Raw genomic sequence first — 17,964 nt, forward strand, 5'->3', positions numbered from 1 at the left:
CGACCGCTCAGCGGTCGGGGCCTTCGTCTGCCCTTGCGGGCGAGTGCGGAGCAGGCGGGCGTTGCGCGGTCATTTGCAGGAGCTCTTGACGATGCTCATACCGGGCCCTGCCCTATTCGGTGCCTCGCATTGGCCCGAATCGTGACGGCGCGCGGTGGTCGCCGTCGTCCTCATGCCACTGGCAGTCGGCAGCGCGAACATATCCCTCTCCGCCATTCAACAGGAACAGGGTGCCACGCCCAGGTTTCGCGTGGCGATCACGCAAGAAGTCGGCGCATTCAACTTCATCGAGTCTTGAAATCGTCAGGCGCGAGAAGTCGGGACTGATATGCATGAGTTCAACTGCAGGGAACACGACATCGATTCGCGTCTCATAAACGCGAGGCTGAACGCTTCTGAGCAGCAGTACGGAATGGCTTACAGAGTACTGCCAGACTTGGAACTCTCGGTCCCACGATGCAATATTGTGCAAGTTAGCTCCCAGGCATGGGCCATGACGCCGGTTCAGGGACGGTGATCTTCCGGCCACCCTCGTAGAAAGAAATGCTACCCCAGTCCCTGTCGCCCACCCGTACCGCCTTCCCCACGTGGTACATCTCGCGCTCGGTCGCGAACCAGTTATTCCCCATTCCGCTCTTATAGGCGTTCATGAAACGTTCGGCCGGCGTTCCCCCGGCGAAACCGTCCATGGATACGTGCAGGCGGACGGCAGGATTGTGGGCTGCGGCCCTGACTTGCGCTTCGAAGCCCGTCCAGTCATCGAGGTAGTGAGTGAATCCATTCTTGTCCGCGAATTCCCGCAACCCTTCCTTTCGGATCCCCAGTGCAACGTTGTTCGGACACGGTGAAAGACCGAGCGGGTCGGTCCAGGTGTGCGGGTTGTGGACGTAGGTGTTGGGGTTGGGTGCTGGCGTGAGTCCGAGAGGGTCGGAAGTGGTGTATCGGGCGGTTTCGGGGTCGTAGTAGCGGTAGTAGTTGTAGTGGAGACCGGTTTCCGGGTCGTGGTATTGGCCCGGGAAGCGGAGGGGTGTGTAGGTGGTGCTGTCCGTCGGCCAGGCTGTAGTGCCCCAAAGGGTGCTGCGGGCACGCCATGCGATGTCGCCCTGTTCGTCGATGAGTTCGGTGGGGGTGCCAGTGAGGTCCGTGACGATCGCGTAGAAGCGGGAGTCGATCTCGCTTTGTGGTGCGGTAGCCGCTGTGATGCGTTCGGTTTGGGTGAGGGCACGAAGCCCGTCGTGGTCCCAGGTCAGCGTCAGCGGGTTGGGCAACTCCCCACTGACAGTGGTCTGTTCACACAGGCTGGTGCCGTCCCAGGTGAAGTCCGTGTGTTCGGCCACGGTCGTGCCGTCGTGGGCCATCCGTGACTTGGAAATGCGTCGGCCGAGCGGGTCGTAGCGGTAGCGCCAGATCGCGCCGTCAGGTGTGACGACCTGGGTGAGACGGTCCTCGGCGTCCCAGGTGTAGTGCCAGTTGTCCGGCTTGCGGGACAGACGGGGCTTCTGGCGCAGGGTGACGCGTCCGGCGTTGTCATGTTCGTAGCGGACCTGGCCGGCCCTTGTGATGCGGGTACCGGAGTATGAGCGGCTGCCGGTGGCATCCTGACCGGAGTGAGCAGAAGGCCAGGCAGCCTCGGTCTGGTTGCCGGCGGCGTCGTAGGCGTAGGTCTCGGACCACTGGTCGGCGCGGACTGCGGTGACCCTCCCCGCGGCGTCCAGATCGAAGCGACGGAGACCGTTGAGACGGTCGTTGACGGCGACGAGATTGCCGTCGGCGCGGTAGCGGTAGTCCAGCTGCTGGATCACCCCGCGCGGAACCGGCCCCGTCACCGTCTGGCCCGAAAGGCGGCCGAGGGGATCGAAGGAGCTGGTGATGGTAAGGGTCTCACCGACGCGGCGGGACAGTTCACGGCCCGTTCGGTCGTGGTCGAAGGTCAGGGTGCGGCCGGAGGCGGTCAGCTGGGTCCGGTGCCCGGCTGCGTCATAGGTGTAGGTGGTGGCCGCGCCGGTGGGTGTGGTGCGGCCGGTGCGGCGTCCCAGCAAGTCGTAGGTGTAGGACGTGGTGCGCTCGTCGACCGTCTCGGAGAGCAGGCGTCCGGCGGCGTCGTGCCGCAGACTCAGGACGGTGTCGCCGTTTACGGCCCTGGTCAGACGACCCGCGTCGTCATAGGCGTACGTGGTGACGCAGCCCTCGACGTCCTTGGTCACGGTGCGGCCGAGAATGTCGCGTTCGAAGCGGATCCGCTGCCCGGAGGCGGTGGTACGGGCGACGAGCTGACCAGCAGCGTCGTGGGTATAGGTGACGGTTCGACCGTCGAAGTCCGTCTCGGAGACCAGGCGGCCCGCCGGGTCGAAGGCGTAAGACCACGTAGCACCCTGGGAGTTGGTGATACCGGTGAGGTGCAACTCTGCGTCGTGCGTGAACTCGTATCTGACGCCGTCAGGTGCGGTACGCGCGGCGAGCTGGTCGAAGTGCGTGTACTCGAAGCGGCTGACCGACCCCGTCGGGTCGGTGTGACGAGTGCAGTTGCCCTCACCGTCGTATGCCCAGGACTCGCTTGACCCGTCCGCGTATGTCCGACGGGCGAGCTTGCCCTCCACCGTCCATTCCAGGCGGGTTACGTGCTTCAGCGGGTCGGTGATGCTGACGGGGTTGCCGAAGCTGTCGCGCTCGTACGAGGTGACGGCGCCGAGCGGATCGGTGACCTTGACGGGCAGTCCCGCCGCGTCGCAGCGAACCTTGATGGTGTGGTCCAACGCGTCGGTGACCGCGACGAGGTGGCCCGATCCGTTGTAGCGGTAACGCGTCGTGGCTCCGGCGGGATCAGTGACGGAGATCCGGTTGCCCCGCTCGTCGTACGCCTGCTGCCACACACCGCCGTCTGGCTCGGTGATTGATATCGGCAGGCCGAGTGCGTTGTATTCCGCCCGGGCTTCCCGGCCGTCCGGCCGTATCGCGGTCGCCACCCGGCCGTGTTCGTCGTGGATGTAGCGCGTCGTGCGGCCGAGTGGATCCGTGACCGCGATGAGGCGGTGGTCGGCATCCCACTCCTGGCGGGTGACATGTCCGAGTGGGTCGGTTTGCCGGACAAGGCGGTACGCCTCGTTGTGCTGGTAGCGGGTCGTGCGGCCGAGGCCGTTGGTGACGAGAGTCGTGCGCGTTTCGTCGTCGTAGGCGAGGGTGCCGGACAGGAAACCGCCACTGCCTTCGGTGCGGACGACCCGGCCCAGGTCGTCGTAGGTGTACCGGTAGACAGTCCCGTTGCGGTCGGTCCACGAGGTGATGCGCCCCGCCTCGTCGTAGGTAAACCTCAGAGGCAGCCCTGACGAATTGGTGACCTCGGAGAGGTGCCCGTCGTCGTTGTAGTCATAAGCGGTGAGTAGCGTCCCGGCCGTCCCCGGCTGCCCCGGGTCGACGAGCCGGAGGGCCGAGATTCGGGGCAGGTCGGCGTGGCGCTCGATGGCGATGCGGTAGCCACCGGAATGAGTCACCGCGGTGGGGGTGCCGTCGTCGCCGTAAAGGATGGTGATCCGCTGGTCGTTGCGGTCCACGATGGCCTGTAGGGGCAGGTCGACCGCGTCGCTGTCCTCCGTGGGCTGCGGGCTGTGGAAGATGTACGCGTATCCGGAGTCCGGGTCGGTGATGCGCAAGGCCCCGGCTGTCTCGGTATCCCAGGTCAGGGGAAGACGTGGACCCGCCTCGGGGTGGACTGAGGCTTCGGAGTCGAGGGTGGGGAGAGGGTAGGCCAGACGGGCGCCGTCGGGCGCGGCGTAGGTGACCCCGTCCTCATCGACCTGGAGACGCTGGTCGAGGGTCGAGGCCCAGGTGGGACCGAACCAGCCGCCCCACCGGTACGACGACAGGTGCGTGCGCTCCAGCACGAGGGAGAGAGCGCCCGGTAGCTGCACGTCGGTCTGGGGCAGCAGCATGTCACCGGTGGCGACATCGATCGGGTCCAGGTCGCACTTCTTGAGCGCGGCCCGGATGGAGGCGGGCAGTTTCTCCCACTCCGAGGGTCGCAGCTTGAGCCGGGACAGCCCCGTGCCGTCGAGCCCCAACGTCTTGCCGAGTTTGGCGAGTTCGCCGGGCTTGAGCTTACCCAGGCCCTTGCCGATGACCTTGCCCAGACCGCCCGCACCGACTCCGAAAGCGGCTCCCAGGGCCAGGGTCTCCGCGAGTTTGTCCGGATCCTTGAACGTCCCCGGATCCTGCAACAACGCGTCGAAGGCGGCGAACTTCATGCCCTCACCGGCGAGTTTGCCGGCCTTGGCGATCGTCTTGATCTCCCCGAGGGCCTTCAGTGCCCGCTCCAGGCCGCGGATGGCCTCCATCACGGTACGGATGACCCGGGCCATACGGCTCCCGGACTTCTCGATCCTGGCGATCAACGCCACGACCTTCGCAGCCCGCGCCCCGGCCGCGAGGCTTCCCGCGATCGCGGACAGGCCACCGGTCAGCACCGACAGGGCCAGGCCCGCGATCTCGAACTCGGCGATCTCGGCGAGGATCACACCGATCTCGGTCAGCAGGTCGTGCGCCTCGTCGGCGAAGTCGTCCAGCGCCTTGGCACCCTTGCGCAGCGAGTCGGCCATCTCGGTGGCCTGCGTGCGGGCGGTCTTGGCCCGCTTGTGCAAAGCCTTGGCGGCCTTGCCTTCCCACTCCAGGCCCGTGAGCGCCGTCTCGGCGTCGCGGGCGGCGGCATCCAGGCCCTTTGCCAGGGCCCGCCACTGCTTGGCTATCTCGCGGATGCCGTCGGGGTCGACGGCCGGGTCGGTGATGCCCAGGAACTCCAGCCCGCTGGCCAGGGTGCTGCCGAAGGCGTGGTTGGCCTTGTTGATCCAGTGCAGCGGGTTGAGGTCCCCGGCGTCAATTTCGAACTCGGCGTCGCCGGGGATGATGTCGAAGCCCATGTACGGCTCAGCCCTTCTTGGCGCGAGCCGCGGCGGACAACAGGACATCCAGCAGGTCGAAGGCGTCGGAGACGTCATCCATGAACTTCGCCTCGGCCTCCCACTCCTTGTGCAGGTCCTTGGTGAGCTTGGCGATGGTGTCCATGCCGTCCTGGATGTCGTCCTTGGCGCTCATCAGTGCGCCCAGCACCCCGAACGCGGACAGATCGTGGGAGGCGGCCTTGAAGTCATGCAGTGGCTTGCGGGTGTGGTCCTCCGCCTTGGCCAGCGCGGAGGCCGCCTTGTGCAGCGATTCCGCGTCCTTTTTCAGGTCCGACATACGTGTCCGCCCCCGCGGGTCGAAATAGTTCTGAGCATGGTGCGCCGGCCGGCCGACGGTCTCGGTCAGCGATTGATGGACTGGATCTCTTGCACGACGACGTCCCGTTCAGCGCCGAACACGCCATCGGGCAACCTCTGTTCGCCCCCGACCCCGGTCCCCGTCCAATGTATCTTCCAGGTGACGGTGGCCTTGAGCTGATAGGCGTCGTCGCCGGACGCCCGCAAGTACGTCACGCCGCACGGAGGGGTGTCGCCACTATTGCCCTTGCGATAGCACCCCGATGCGGCCATCCTCGACCGGACACTGTCCGGAGGCCGGGTGCACTTCAGCGTCTGGTGTCCCCGGTTCAATCTTGAGCGCGGCGGGCTCGGCCGTGCTCGTTGCTTCGATCCCGAACCCGGGAACGGAAGCGGTGACTGACACTGGCTTGAACTCCGTCCCCTCGAGCCACGCCCACGTCGGCAGATTTACCGTCGACTTGTTCTGCGGCTTCAAATCAACCTTCGTACCGGGAACACGAATCTGGGAGTAGGCGAGCTGCGCGAGGATCTCCGGGGTGACGGCCTGCGGAGCGTCAGCGGGAGGCGGGTCCCCCTTGTCGACCCAGAAGGGAATCTTGTCGCAGTCCTGCGCCGCGGGGTCGGCCTCTCGCCCTTCGGTTACGAAGGCACCCCACCAAGCCCCCTTGTCGGCTTTGTCCTTGTTGAAGTCCTTGTCGGAGTCGCCGTTCTTGTCGACGTACCGGCCCTGCGTCTTCTTGTCCCACTCTTCGGTGGTCGATGTGCCCATCCACTGGTACCGCATGTACGCCTCAAGGGACTTCGGGGTGTACTTGGGAGCGTAGTAGCAGGCCGGAGGAGTCCACGTTGCGGAAGACGATGTGACGGGACCGGCGGAGCTTCCCTTTCCGTTCTTCGAGAAGTCGTAGACGATCCCCTTGGCCGACGCCGAGAGGGTGGGACCGCTGGCTTCGCCGGAGACGCTGGCGTCGCCTCCCGGCCCGCCACCGAACGAGCCTCCTCCGGGAGGTGTCTGGTCTGCGACGGCGGCAGGCGCCGCGCACAGCCAGGTCGCTCCCGCTACGACCGTGATCGCGGCGGTGCGGAGGGACCGACTCACGGCTGGCAGCCCGTCGCGCCGCGAGTGGACGCCACCTTCATGAGTTCCCAGACACCCTGCTTGTTCTTCCTGAGCTGAGCGCTGTAGGCGACGTAGCTGTTCTTCGTCACCTTCGTCCGCTTGATCTCGTCCGTCTTGATGTTTCTGGTGAAGCCCTTGCTCTCATCGGCGCAGTATCCGATCACTGCGCTGTCCTTGGACTTGACCTTCACATTTCGGTCGAAGTAGCGCACCGTCCCGGTGACGGTCCAGCCTGCGTCCTTGAACGACTTCGCCCAGTCCCGGGCGGCCACGGCACCCTCGCCCTCGGTGTAGAACTCCAGAGCGGACAGCTGGGGATCTCCAGCCACGATGGCCATGTTGAGCGCACGAATCATGTCCGCGTTGTCCCGCAGGACGGCGTCCTTGACGGGATCCCCCGTGCGTTCTGGAGTGAAGGTGAGCTTCACGTCAGAAGGCAGTTTGATCTCCGGCCGGTCGATGGCATCCGCCGATGCGGAGGGGGATGCCGGCTTCTCGCTGCCCGCGTCAGCGCCGGCGATCCTGTCGTTGTCCTTGCTGTCGTCCGATCCGCCGCAGGCGGTCAGCAGCAGGGCGGCGGAGGCTGTGAGCGCGGCCGCCACACGCCGGGTCGAGCGGTTCAGTGTTGTCTCCGGTGAGGTGAGGGTCAACTCGAGCGAAGCAACGCTATCCGTGACCGACTGGTGACGGTGAGAGCGGGTCGGGCTGTGGCTGAGACGTACCGGGCGTACCTGCTGATGGCGCCTTCTTTCGCCTACGGGTGGACGGGATCCGCCGCTGCGTGAGGCCCGAGCCGTCCTGATGCGTGCCTTGCGCGACGGAGGCCAGAACTGGGGTGACACAACGACGAAGGCCCCGACCGGTGAACCGGTCGGGGCCTTCGTCTGCCCTTGCGGGCGAGTGCGGAGGATACGAGATTCGAACTCGTGAGGGGTTGCCCCCAAACGCTTTCCAACTGTCCGCGTGGCCGTACGGGGCCGTCCGTAGGGGTTCACGGCGCAGGTAGGACGGGGTGCGCGTACGGCAGTGAACGGTGGCGGCCGTCGGCGCGCTGGACAAATACCAGGACAACGAGCGGTGCTGGCACGATCGCGCACCAGCTCGCTACGCGAGTCAAGGGCCCCTGGCCGCCTTGCTACTGTGTGCCTGAGCGGGGTGGAAGAGTCGGAGAATTGACGATAGTCGGAGGACGCAGTTCGTTCTGCTGTCCTTGACCGAACCAGTAACCGATGATGGCTCCAGCAATCCCCGTGACTGGAGTGACGTAAAGACTGAAGTCCTTCGCTGCGACTCCAGCGATCATGGCAACCCAGGGGGAGGCGATGATCGCAAAGACCACGGCGACTAGCGCCCATCCGCGAACGTTCTCTGCGCGCCGAATAAGTCCGGATTGATCGAAGGCGAGATCTGCCCGGTGCTTCCTGTCTGCGAGCTCTACTTCACAGTGTCGTTCGATCTCCCGAAGTCGAACCTCTGCATCGATCTCGTCGGGTGTCTCGGGGCGTTTACCGAGATGAAAGACAGGCTGCTTTTGATCGACTTCGAGCTGCCGATTCTTTGCCGTTAGATCTGCTACTTGCTGCGTCAAGCTATCTATTTCGTTGCGCTGACTACCCCACAAGCGTAAGGAGCTTTCATCGCTCTTCACTCGCAGTCGGTATTCTGTGACCCAATCTTCCTCCGTTACAGGCATCCTCCCCATCTTCCATTCATGCGTTTCCCCATCGAACGTGAACCCCTCCGGGGTTGCCTCAGACACACATCCCTCCTCCTTTGAATGAACCGGGCTTAGGGTACAGACGCCAGGTACCGTGGTTGCGGTTATCGGCCCCGCTGCAGTTCAGAGCGCATCCGGTGCTCCCGCTCAGGGACCTTGTCGCAGATTGTGACTCAAGGCGCACTGCGCGTAGTAGACTGCATGCACCCCATGGCGGTCAGTTGGGCCAAAGGAGTCGCGGCAGTGCAGAACCCGGTACCAAATAGGCCGATCTATCACATCACGCACATCCGAAATCTACGCGGCATCATTCAACGCGGTGGATTGTTTAGTGACAATGCAGCCGTCGTGGGTGGAATCACTGACACCGATATCGGGATGGCGGGAATCAAGCAGCGCCGTCGTACCACGGCCGTCAACTGTGGGCCCGGCGGCACGCCGGCGGACTATGTGCCTTTCTATTTCGGTTGCCGTTCCCCGATGCTTCGATCGATCCACGTCGGGAATGTTCCGACTTATCGCGAGGGGTAAGAGCCGGTTATCTATTTGACGTCTAGCTTGGTGGCGGTAAGGAATGCAGGGCTTCCCGCTGTATTCAGTGAGGGAAACGCCGGTGCCACATTTGTGGACTTCCACGCAGACGATGCCGAGCTTTGTGAAAAGCTGATCGACTGGCCACTGATGACACAGAAGTGGTGGAACGACATCCCAGAAGACCCCAACCGGGCGAGTCGACGGCAAGCTGAATACTTGGTGCATGGGTTCTTTCCAGTAGGCCTCATATCGTTGATCGTTACACAAAACGAGCGTCGTGCATCTGAAGTTCAAGTTATTCTCGCCGAAAATGGTGCGTCTATTCCAATAATGGTGTATCCTCAGTGGTACTACTAGGAAGTGGAGGGGTGAAGACGGTGATCCAGGAATCGCAAGGCAATTTGCTTGAGGCAGACGTGGAAGCCATCGTCAACACCGTGAATACTGTTGGCGTAATGGGGAAAGGGATTGCCCTGCAGATCAAGCAGGCCTTCCCTGAGAACTTCAAGCAGTACAAGCGAGCCTGCGATCTAGGCGAAGTGAAGGTCGGCGAGATCTTCGTTTATGACGCACATCATCTCGGTCTCCGCCGCTACGTACTCAATTTTCCTACGAAGCGTCACTGGCGAGGAAAGTCCCGCATCGAGGATATCCAGGCTGGCCTCACTGCTTTGGTTGACGTAGTGAAAAAGCACAATATCGAATCCGTTGCTGTGCCAGCGTTGGGGTGTGGGAATGGTGGACTCGACTGGGACGAAGTGCGCCCGCTGATCTACGCAGCCTTTGAGCCCCTTCCTTCTGTTAAGGTGTTGCTGTTCCCTCCGGCGGGCGCTCCAGCGCCAGCTTCGATGCCGGTACATACAAGTGCACCGAATATGACGCGAGGCCGGGCGGCAGTGGTTTCCTTGCTGAACGGCTATGTCGAGCAGGCGAAGTCTGAACGTATTGAAGCGTCAGATGGAGCCTCGCTCCTCGAACTGCAAAAACTGATGTACCTACTTCAGAATGCAGCGGGAATGCCGATGCGCCTCAACTATGAGAAGGCGCGGTACGGCCCCTACGCCGAGAATCTTAATCATCAACTTCAGCGCATGGAGGGTCACCTAGTTCGGGGGTACGGCGACCGCACTCAGCGTGTACTTGACTTCCAGCCGATCAAACTTACGGCTGAGGCGCAGGGTGCTGCGGAATCTTGGTTGCAAGAGAATAGCGACGCCGATCTTCGAGAGGCGGTCAACAAGGTTCTCGAACTAATCGACGGCTTTGCCTCTCCGTATGGCCTTGAACTGCTTTCCACGACACATTGGGTCATGCAGGAACTCGGCGTAGATGCGCCACAGGGTGAGGTCATCGCCTCTCTGCAGCAGTGGAGTCGACGTAAAGCAGAGATCTTCACGGATCGGCACATTGCAGTGGCGTGGCAGCGATTGCAGTCAAAGCGCAGCGACGTCGTACCTGCGTGATTGATCCAGAGAAGCTTCGCTTCCTGGGGTGGTCTGTCAGGTCGGCTGGTGATGCCCTGCGTGCATGCCCGTTCATAGGTGCATTAACGCCATTCACACGTCCTGCTCGATAGCTAGGGCGTTGCAACCACGCCGCCGTCAGCCCCTTGCTCAGGTGGATGCGAGCAGACGGTGACCGTCGTGGGCGCGTACGTGGGGCCTGATCGTGGAGTCCAGGGCGTCCAGCACGCCCACGGCGTAGACCTCGCCCATCCACTTCTCGACTTCTTCGGGAGTCAGCCACTCGACGGCCGTCGACTCGCTCGACGTGCGCTCTACGCCATCCACCGGCCGGACGTACGACGGTTACGAGGTGGCCGTTCGCGTGCACCTGGTGCCCGGTGTCGGCAAGCACCGCCTTGACCGCTTGCAGCCCGAGCACCTGGAAAGCCTGTACCGCCGTATGCAGGCGAACGGGGAGCGCAAGGCTGGTACCGCTCGCCAGGCCCACCGCACCGCCCGAACCACGCTGGGGGAGGCGGTACGGCGTGGCTACGCAGCGAAGAATGCTGCCGCACTGGCGAAGCCGCCACGGATGGAGGAGGACGAATCCGAGGTAGAGCCCTACTCCGTGGAAGAGGTTCAGTGCCTGTTGCTTGAAGCCAACAAGCGCCGGAACAGCGCTCGCTGGATGCTCGCTCTCGCGCTCGGACTGCGGCAGGGTGAGACCCTCGGTCTGCGCTGGTCTGATGTCGACCTGGTCAACGAGTACCTGAAGCTGCGCCGCAACCGTCTGCGCCCCCGGTACGAGCACGGGTGCCCGGAAGCCTCGCCGTGCGGCCGTAAGGCTGGGTACTGCCCGGCCAAGGTGCAGGTACGACGTGAGACCAAGAACACCAAGTCGCGGGCGGGCCGCCGCGCCGTGCCCCTGCCGGGCCCGCTGGTCGCCATGTTCCGTGCACACCGCGAGACGCAGAAGCGGGAACGCAAGGCGGTCGGCGACCTGTGGACCGAGTCGGACTACGTGTTCACCAAGCCGCTCGGTGGCCCCCTGAGCCCGAACACGGACCACCACGACTGGAAGCGGCTGCTGGAAGACGCGGGGGTCCGGAACGCCCGGCTGCACGATGCCCGGCACACGGCCGCCACGGTCCTTATGCTGCTCGGCGTCCCGGCCCGCGTCATCGACCAGATCATGGGGTGGAAGCCGGGCACCTCCGCGAGCATGCGGGCGCGGTACCTGCATGTGCCGGACGCCATGCTGAAGGACGTCGCCCGGAAGATCGCTGAAGCCATCTGGGGAACCCCGGAGACACCCGCTGTGGACAAAAACCAGGACAACGAGGGCTGAGGACAACGTCGAAGGGCCCCCTGTTTCCAGGGGGCCCTTCGACATCGTGCCCGGTGAGGCACTGGCGGAGGATACGAGATTCGAACTCGTGAGGGGTTGCCCCCAACACGCTTTCCAAGCGTGCGCCCTAGGCCACTAGGCGAATCCTCCGCCGCAAACAATACAAGACGTTGGGCAGTGCTCGCGAACACGATCCACTCGGCGGCTTCCCGAGGTCGGAAGGGTGGCTCCCGGCGTCGCCTCCGCGGCCCCGGATCCGCTAGGGTGGGCGTCAGCCCCTCACGTGGCGCTATCTGACTGAACTCCCCCAGGGCCGGAAGGCAGCAAGGGTAGGTCGGCTCTGGCGGGTGCGTGAGGGGCGCTTTGCGTTGGGGCGGTCCGGGTTGTCAGTGGTCGCCTATAACCTCGTATGCGTGTCGTCTCTCGCGTTGTACCGCCGTTATCGCCCGGAGTCTTTCGCCGAGGTCATCGGGCAGGAGCATGTGACAGACCCGCTGCAGCAGGCGCTGCGGAACAACCGGGTCAATCACGCGTACCTGTTCAGTGGCCCGCGCGGCTGCGGCAAGACGACGAGCGCGCGCATCCTGGCCCGCTGCCTGAACTGTGAGCAAGGTCCCACTCCCACGCCCTGCGGCGAGTGCCAGTCCTGCCGCGACCTGGCGAGGAACGGCCCGGGATCGATCGACGTCATCGAGATCGACGCCGCGTCCCACGGAGGCGTGGACGACGCCCGTGACCTGCGCGAGAAGGCCTTCTTCGGCCCCGCGTCCAGCCGGTACAAGATCTACATCATCGACGAGGCCCACATGGTCACCTCGGCGGGTTTCAACGCCCTCCTGAAGGTGGTCGAGGAGCCCCCGGAGCACCTCAAGTTCATCTTCGCGACGACGGAGCCCGAGAAGGTCATCGGCACCATCCGGTCGCGCACCCACCACTACCCGTTCCGTCTCGTGCCCCCCGGCACGCTCCGGGACTATCTCGCCGAGGTCTGCGGGCGCGAGGAGATGACCGTCGAGGACGGTGTCTTCCCGCTGGTCGTGCGGGCCGGCGCCGGCTCCGTGCGCGACTCCATGTCCGTCATGGACCAGCTCCTCGCCAGCGCCGCCGACGACGGTGTGACATACGCCATGGCGACCTCCCTCCTCGGCTACACGGACGGCTCGCTGCTCGACTCCGTCGTCGAGGCCTTCGCCTCCGGGGACGGTGCGGCGGCCTTCGAGGTCGTCGACCGCGTCATCGAGGGCGGCAACGACCCGCGGCGCTTCGTCGCCGACCTCCTGGAGCGGCTGCGGGACCTCGTGATCCTCGCCGCCGTGCCGGACGCCGCCGAGAAGGGGCTGATCGACGCACCGGCCGACGTCGTCGAGCGCATGCAGGCGCAGGCCGGCGTCTTCGGCGGCGCCGAGCTCAGCCGCGCCGCCGACATCGTCAACGAAGGCCTCACGGAGATGCGCGGCGCCACCTCGCCGCGGCTCCAGCTGGAACTGATCTGCGCCCGCGTGCTGCTCCCCGCTGCCTATGACGACGAGCGCTCGATGATGGCCCGCCTGGAGCGCCTGGAGCGCGGCGGGAACTTCGTCGCGGGCGGCCAGGGCCCCGGCCCCGCCATGGGTTACGTCCCCGGGCCCGAGGCTCACGCGGGCGTGCAGCAGCCCGGGGTGGCCATGCCCGTGGGCGGACCCGCGCCCGTCCCGCCGGGGCCGCCCGTTCCTCCGGGCGGTGGCCCGGCAGCCGCGCGCGCGGCGGTGCGTGGAGCGGGAGCGGCACCTCAGGGTCAGGGCGGCGGTTCCGTTTCGGCTCCCGACGCGGGTGCCCAGCCCGCGCAGCCGCCCCAGGCCCCCCAGCCCTCCCACGCCGCCCCCGCGCCGCCACAGGCGTCCGCTCCTCCGGCCCCGCCGACCCCTGCCGCCCCCGCCCCCGCCGCCACCGAGCGGCGTCCCGGGGGCTGGCCGACGGCATCGGCACCCGGCAGCGGCCCGGCGGCCGCAGCTCCCGCCCAGGCACCGGCATCCCGGCCGGGCGGCTGGCCGACCGCGGCTCCCGCGACCCCCGCGGTCTCCGCGGCCCCTGCGGGAACCAGCACCCCCGCCGCCCCCCACTCACCGGCCCCCATGGCGGCCGCACCCCCCGCCGGCGGACCCGACCCCCGCACCCTGTGGCCGAACATCCTGGAGGCGGTGAAGAACCGCCGCCGCTTCACCTGGATCCTGCTCAGCCAGAACGCGCAGGTTGCGGGGTTCGACGGGACGACCCTCCAGATCGGCTTCGTCAACGCGGGCGCGCGCGACAACTTCGCGAGCAGCGGCAGCGAGGACGTGCTGCGGCAGGCGCTGTCCGAGCAGTTCGGCGTGGAGTGGAAGGTCGAGGCGATCGTCGACCCGTCCGGCGGCTCCGCACCCCCGCCCGCCGCGGGGAACTTCGGCGGCGCCCCGATGGCCTCCCGCCCCGCCGCGCCCCCGCAGCAGCCGTCCCCGCCCCCCGCGGCCCCGGCCGCGGCACCCCAGGCACCGCCCCCGCCCGCCCCGGAGCCGACCCCGCCCCCCCGCGCATCCGCCCCCGCCCCGGAACACGTCTCCCCCGAGGACGACATCCCCGAGGACGACGACCCGGACCTGGTGGAGTCGGCCCTCTCGGGCCACGACCTGATCGTCCGGGAACTGGGCGCGACGGTGGTGGACGAGTACCCGAACGAGTAGCGCGAGGGACGCGGGAGACGCGAGGGCCCCTACCCCCGCCGGACGGCGTAGGGCAAACGGGTGGGTGGGCGGGAGGCATCCGCCGCGAAGCGGCGGGCCAGTCCGGAACGAACCCGCACCCGAACAGGCGGCACCCCGGCCAACGGCACCTCACCGCTCCCCGGGCTAGAGAAACGTACAAAAGCCCCCGCGGCCCCCAATGGGCGGCCCGTACAAGGCCGCCCCACCCACCCAGCTAGGCTGACCACCGTGAAGGTCCTCGTCATCGGCAGTGGTGCCCGCGAACACGCCCTGTGCCGCTCTCTGTCCCTCGACCCCGCCGTCTCCGAGCTGCACTGCGCCCCCGGCAACGCCGGCATCGCAGACGTGGCCGAGCTGCACCGGGTCGACGCCCTCGACGGCGCCGCCGTGGCGTCCCTCGCCCAGGAGCTGGACGCGGCGCTCGTCGTCGTCGGCCCGGAGGCCCCCCTCGTCGCGGGCGTCGCCGACGCCGTGCGCGCGGCGGGCATCCCCTGCTTCGGGCCCTCCAAGGAGGCCGCGCGCCTGGAGGGCTCCAAGGCGTTCGCCAAGGACGTGATGGCGGGCGCAAGCGTCCCGACCGCCCGGTCGTACGTCTGCACGACCCCGGCGGAGGTCGACGAGGCCCTCGCGGCCTTCGGAGCCCCGTACGTCGTCAAGGACGACGGACTCGCCGCCGGCAAGGGCGTCGTCGTCACGGACGACGTCGAGGCGGCCCGCGCGCACGCCCTCGCCTGCGACCGCGTCGTCATCGAGGAGTTCCTGGACGGCCCCGAGGTCTCCCTCTTCGCGGTCACCGACGGCGAGACCGTCGTCCCGCTCCAGCCCGCCCAGGACTTCAAGCGGGCGCTCGACGGCGACGAGGGCCCGAACACCGGCGGCATGGGCGCGTACTCGCCCCTGCCGTGGGCCGACCCGAAGCTGGTCGACGAGGTCATGAGCAGCGTGCTCCAGCCGACCGTGGACGAGCTGCGGCGCCGCGGCACCCCGTTCTCGGGGCTGCTGTACGCGGGCCTGGCGATCACGAGCCGCGGCGTGCGCGTCATCGAGTTCAACGCCCGTTTCGGCGACCCCGAGACGCAGGTCGTCCTCGCCCGCCTCAGGACTCCGCTCGCCGGTCTCCTGATGGCCGCCGCGACCGGCAACCTCGCCGACCTGCCCCCGCTGCGCTGGAGCGACGACGCCGCGGTCACCGTGGTCGTCGCCTCCCACAACTACCCCGGCACGCCGCGCACGGGCGACCCCATCGAGGGCCTGGACGAGGTCGCGGCAGAAGACGCCCCGGACGCGTACGTCCTGCACGCGGGGACGAAGCACGACGGCGGCGCGGTCGTCAGCGCGGGCGGCCGCGTGCTGTCCGTGACGGCGACGGGCACCGACCTCACCGAGGCGCGGGAGCGCGCGTACGCGGCGCTGTCCCGCATCCGCCTCGACGGCTCCCAGCACCGCACGGACATCGCGGCGAAGGCGGCCGCGGAGGCGTGACCCGCCCCCAGTGACACCCGCTCCCGAGCGCCCCCGCTCCCGAGCGTGCTGCCGAAACGCCCCCCTACTCCCACGCGTGGCTTTCGGCCACTCCCGCCGACCCAAGGCCCCGGATCTGACACTGGATCCGGGGCCTTCTCAGCAGCCAGCTTTAGCCAAAGCCATTCCATCGAGTGACCGGTGGCCCATCCGGCTGACGATGGCGGGCGCCCCAACTAGGGTGCGGCGAAAGCGTTCAAGGCGCCCAGAGCCAAACAGACCACCGGCATTGCGATGTCGGTGGCGGGTGCCACAGTGGGGGAGTGAGCTACACGAACGCCGTTGATGTGTGCCGTCGGCCCCGGCCGACGGCCGAGCAATAGGCAGCAGGGGGTGCCATCGGTCGTGTCAGGTACGGGTGTGGAGGTGGGCGCGCAGGCCGCGCGCTCCCGGGCCCTCGCCGTGCTGCGGCTGCGCAGCCGGGCACTGGCCGTCGCCCTGCTGCCCGCGGCCGTCGCCGTCGTGCTGCTCGCGGCCGGGGCCATGGGCCATGCGGGCGGCGGGCGTTGGGACACCGTCCGCTGGATCGTGACCGGAGTGGCCGTGCTCGTGCTGCTCGTCGCGGCCGGTGTCGGCCTGGTCGTCGCCCGGGCCAGGCCGGCCCTGAGCCCGACGGTGCCGATCACCGAGGAGGCCGCCCCCGACCTGTACCGCCTGGTGCGGGACCTCGCCGACCGCCTGGACGTCCCCGCGCCCTCGGCGATAGCGCTCACCCCGGACTGCGACAGCTGGCTGGAGGACCGCGCCCACCCCGCGCACGGCGGCGCGCCCGCGCGCGACCGCGGGGAGCGGCGGCCGCACGCCGCGCAGCGCCCGTCGTCCGTCGCCCCCGTGCTCGTCATCGGCTCCCCGTTCCTGTGGTGGATGCGGGTCGGCGAGCTGCGCGCGGTGCTCGCCCCCGTCGTGGCGGGGACAGGACCCTCGGCGCACCCCGACATAGCCGCCGCCCGCCGCTTCGTGCGCGGGCTCGACGCGGCGGTCGCCGTCGCCACGGCCCCGGGCCGCGACCCCGTCTCGCGTCTGGTGCTCGCCGGGATCGGCCGGATCGCCCGGCTCCTGCTGCGCCACTGCCGGGTGCACGCCGCCGAGATGGAACGCGGCGTCGCGGCGGCCGCCGCCGAGCGCGCCCAGGCCGTGGACTATGGGGTGCGGATCGTCGCCCAGGAACAGGTCGGTCTGGCGTACGCGGGCTGGGACCGCCTCCTCACCCGGGTCGCGCTGCCCGCCTGGCGCATGGGCCGCTGGCCCTCCCGGCTCGACGCGGGCGTGGTCTCCGCGCTCACCGAGCTGTCCCGCAGGGACCGCCTCGCGGAGGGTTTCGCCTCGCGCCTGGGCGAGCGTCCCGCCTGCGACCTGCTGGAGGAGCCCGGCTCGGTGGACGAGGCGGCGTCGCTGCTCGCCGCCAGGCTCTTCCACGGCGGCCCGGCGGAGGCGGGGCCGGACTGGGCGCCGGTGGCGTGGCAGGAGTATCCGGACGAGGTCGTCGACCGGAAATGGCGCATGGACGCCGCCCGGCTGCACCGCGTCCTGGACTCCCTCGGGGTCGGCCACTCCGCCGACCCGACGGCCCCGGCCCCGGACGGGCCGACGCTCGGCCGCGTCCTCGAACACCTCACGACGCCTGGCCCGGGCAGTACGCAGAGTGACGACCCGGCGCCGACGACCCCGCGGCACCGGCTCACCCGGGGCGCCCCCGAGCACGCCGCGTCCCTCTTCCCGGCGGACGGCGCCACCGGCGGCAACGGCGCCACCGGCGGCAACGGCGCCACCGGCGGCAACGGCGCCACCGGCGGTATCGACCGCATCGACCGCATCGACCGCATCGATGACACCGACGGCATCGACGGAACCGACGACGCCGACGAGCAGAGCCTCGGAGGCAGGATCGCCGCCGGCCTCACCGCCGAGCTCGCCCGTGAGGAGGCCGCGGCCCCGCCCCGCCCGGCCCCCACCGGCCAGGGCCCCGACGAGGCCCTCTGGGACGACGGCGCGCTGCCGCTCTTCCCGCTCCAGCCGCCGCGCACGGGCCGCGAGCTCCTCGCCGACCACGTGACGGCGATGGTGTGCTGTGCGGCGGTGGACACCGCCGGTGCCGCCCCCGGTCTCGACTGGCTCGACGGGCCCGCCCTGCTGGTCGACGGCGAGCGCGCGGCGGACCTCACGCCGCGCGTCCTGAGCCTCGTCGAGGACGGCGACCCGTCCCCGCTGCGGGACTGGCTCACCCGCCTGGGCATCCGCCCCGAAAAACCGGTCCGCCTCGTCTGACCCCGGGCGCGCACACGCGTAACCCCGCATTCCCGCAACCCTGCACCC

9 protein-coding genes, 1 tRNA gene, 1 other RNA gene and 3 pseudogenes are annotated in these 17,964 nt (G+C 67.9%); 7 read left to right on the forward strand and 7 right to left on the reverse strand.

Going from position 1 to position 17,964, the window contains the following annotated elements; translation table 11 throughout:
- Positions 1-473: 473 nt before the first annotated feature.
- The 5 genes and pseudogenes from ACZ4Z4_RS32545 to ACZ4Z4_RS32565 form a co-directional block, all read right to left on the reverse strand.
- Positions 474-4,907, reverse strand: a complete 4,434-nt coding sequence (locus tag ACZ4Z4_RS32545; RefSeq protein WP_468335397.1) for a DUF6531 domain-containing protein — start codon at positions 4,905-4,907, stop codon at positions 474-476.
- A gap of 7 nt (positions 4,908-4,914) precedes the next feature.
- A complete protein-coding gene (locus ACZ4Z4_RS32550; RefSeq protein ID WP_468335400.1) occupies positions 4,915-5,226 on the reverse strand; it encodes a hypothetical protein in 312 nt (103 codons plus the stop codon).
- Positions 5,227-5,291: 65 nt separating this feature from the next.
- Positions 5,292-6,357, reverse strand: a pseudogene (locus tag ACZ4Z4_RS32555) (hypothetical protein).
- On the reverse strand, positions 6,345-6,971 hold the full coding sequence (locus ACZ4Z4_RS32560) for a hypothetical protein (RefSeq protein WP_468335403.1): 627 nt from the start codon (positions 6,969-6,971) through the stop codon (positions 6,345-6,347). Before ACZ4Z4_RS32560 ends, ACZ4Z4_RS32555 begins: the two are co-directional and overlap by 13 nt.
- A gap of 533 nt (positions 6,972-7,504) precedes the next feature.
- The gene (locus tag ACZ4Z4_RS32565) at positions 7,505-8,128 is read right to left on the reverse strand and encodes a hypothetical protein (RefSeq protein ID WP_468335406.1); all 624 of its coding nucleotides are present in this window, start codon (positions 8,126-8,128) and stop codon (positions 7,505-7,507) included.
- A gap of 168 nt (positions 8,129-8,296) precedes the next feature.
- Here ACZ4Z4_RS32565 and darT point away from each other — a divergent pair.
- Positions 8,297-8,977 (forward strand): annotated as a pseudogene (darT, locus tag ACZ4Z4_RS32570) (type II toxin-antitoxin system toxin DNA ADP-ribosyl transferase DarT).
- A gap of 11 nt (positions 8,978-8,988) precedes the next feature.
- Entirely contained in the window at positions 8,989-10,083 is a 1,095-nt protein-coding gene (gene darG / locus ACZ4Z4_RS32575) for a type II toxin-antitoxin system antitoxin DNA ADP-ribosyl glycohydrolase DarG (protein ID WP_468335409.1), read from the forward strand.
- A 150-nt stretch (positions 10,084-10,233) separates the two neighbouring features.
- Here the strand turns inward: darG and ACZ4Z4_RS32580 are convergent, their stop codons facing one another.
- Entirely contained in the window at positions 10,234-10,410 is a 177-nt protein-coding gene (locus ACZ4Z4_RS32580; protein ID WP_468335411.1) for a hypothetical protein, read from the reverse strand.
- A 7-nt stretch (positions 10,411-10,417) separates the two neighbouring features.
- Here ACZ4Z4_RS32580 and ACZ4Z4_RS32585 point away from each other — a divergent pair.
- A pseudogene (locus tag ACZ4Z4_RS32585) lies at positions 10,418-11,413 on the forward strand (tyrosine-type recombinase/integrase); the annotation flags it as partial.
- Between the two features lie 62 nt (positions 11,414-11,475).
- Here the strand turns inward: ACZ4Z4_RS32585 and ACZ4Z4_RS32590 are convergent.
- Positions 11,476-11,563 (reverse strand) — tRNA-Ser (locus tag ACZ4Z4_RS32590).
- A 120-nt stretch (positions 11,564-11,683) separates the two neighbouring features.
- Here ACZ4Z4_RS32590 and ffs point away from each other — a divergent pair.
- From ffs to ACZ4Z4_RS32610, 4 genes are all read left to right on the forward strand, one after another.
- An RNA gene (gene ffs, locus ACZ4Z4_RS32595) (signal recognition particle sRNA small type) lies at positions 11,684-11,782 on the forward strand.
- Positions 11,783-11,826: 44 nt separating this feature from the next.
- The gene (locus ACZ4Z4_RS32600) at positions 11,827-14,109 is read left to right on the forward strand and encodes a DNA polymerase III subunit gamma and tau (protein WP_468335414.1); all 2,283 of its coding nucleotides are present in this window, start codon (positions 11,827-11,829) and stop codon (positions 14,107-14,109) included.
- Positions 14,110-14,358: 249 nt separating this feature from the next.
- Complete coding sequence (gene purD / locus ACZ4Z4_RS32605; protein ID WP_468335417.1) at positions 14,359-15,612, forward strand: phosphoribosylamine--glycine ligase; 1,254 nt, start codon at positions 14,359-14,361, stop codon at positions 15,610-15,612.
- 384 nt (positions 15,613-15,996) lie between these two features.
- Positions 15,997-17,916, forward strand: a complete 1,920-nt coding sequence (locus ACZ4Z4_RS32610; protein WP_468335419.1) for a M48 family metalloprotease — start codon at positions 15,997-15,999, stop codon at positions 17,914-17,916.
- Positions 17,917-17,964: the final 48 nt, after the last annotated feature.

The sequence above is a fragment of the Streptomyces sp. NPDC030245 genome, assembly GCF_055572995.1.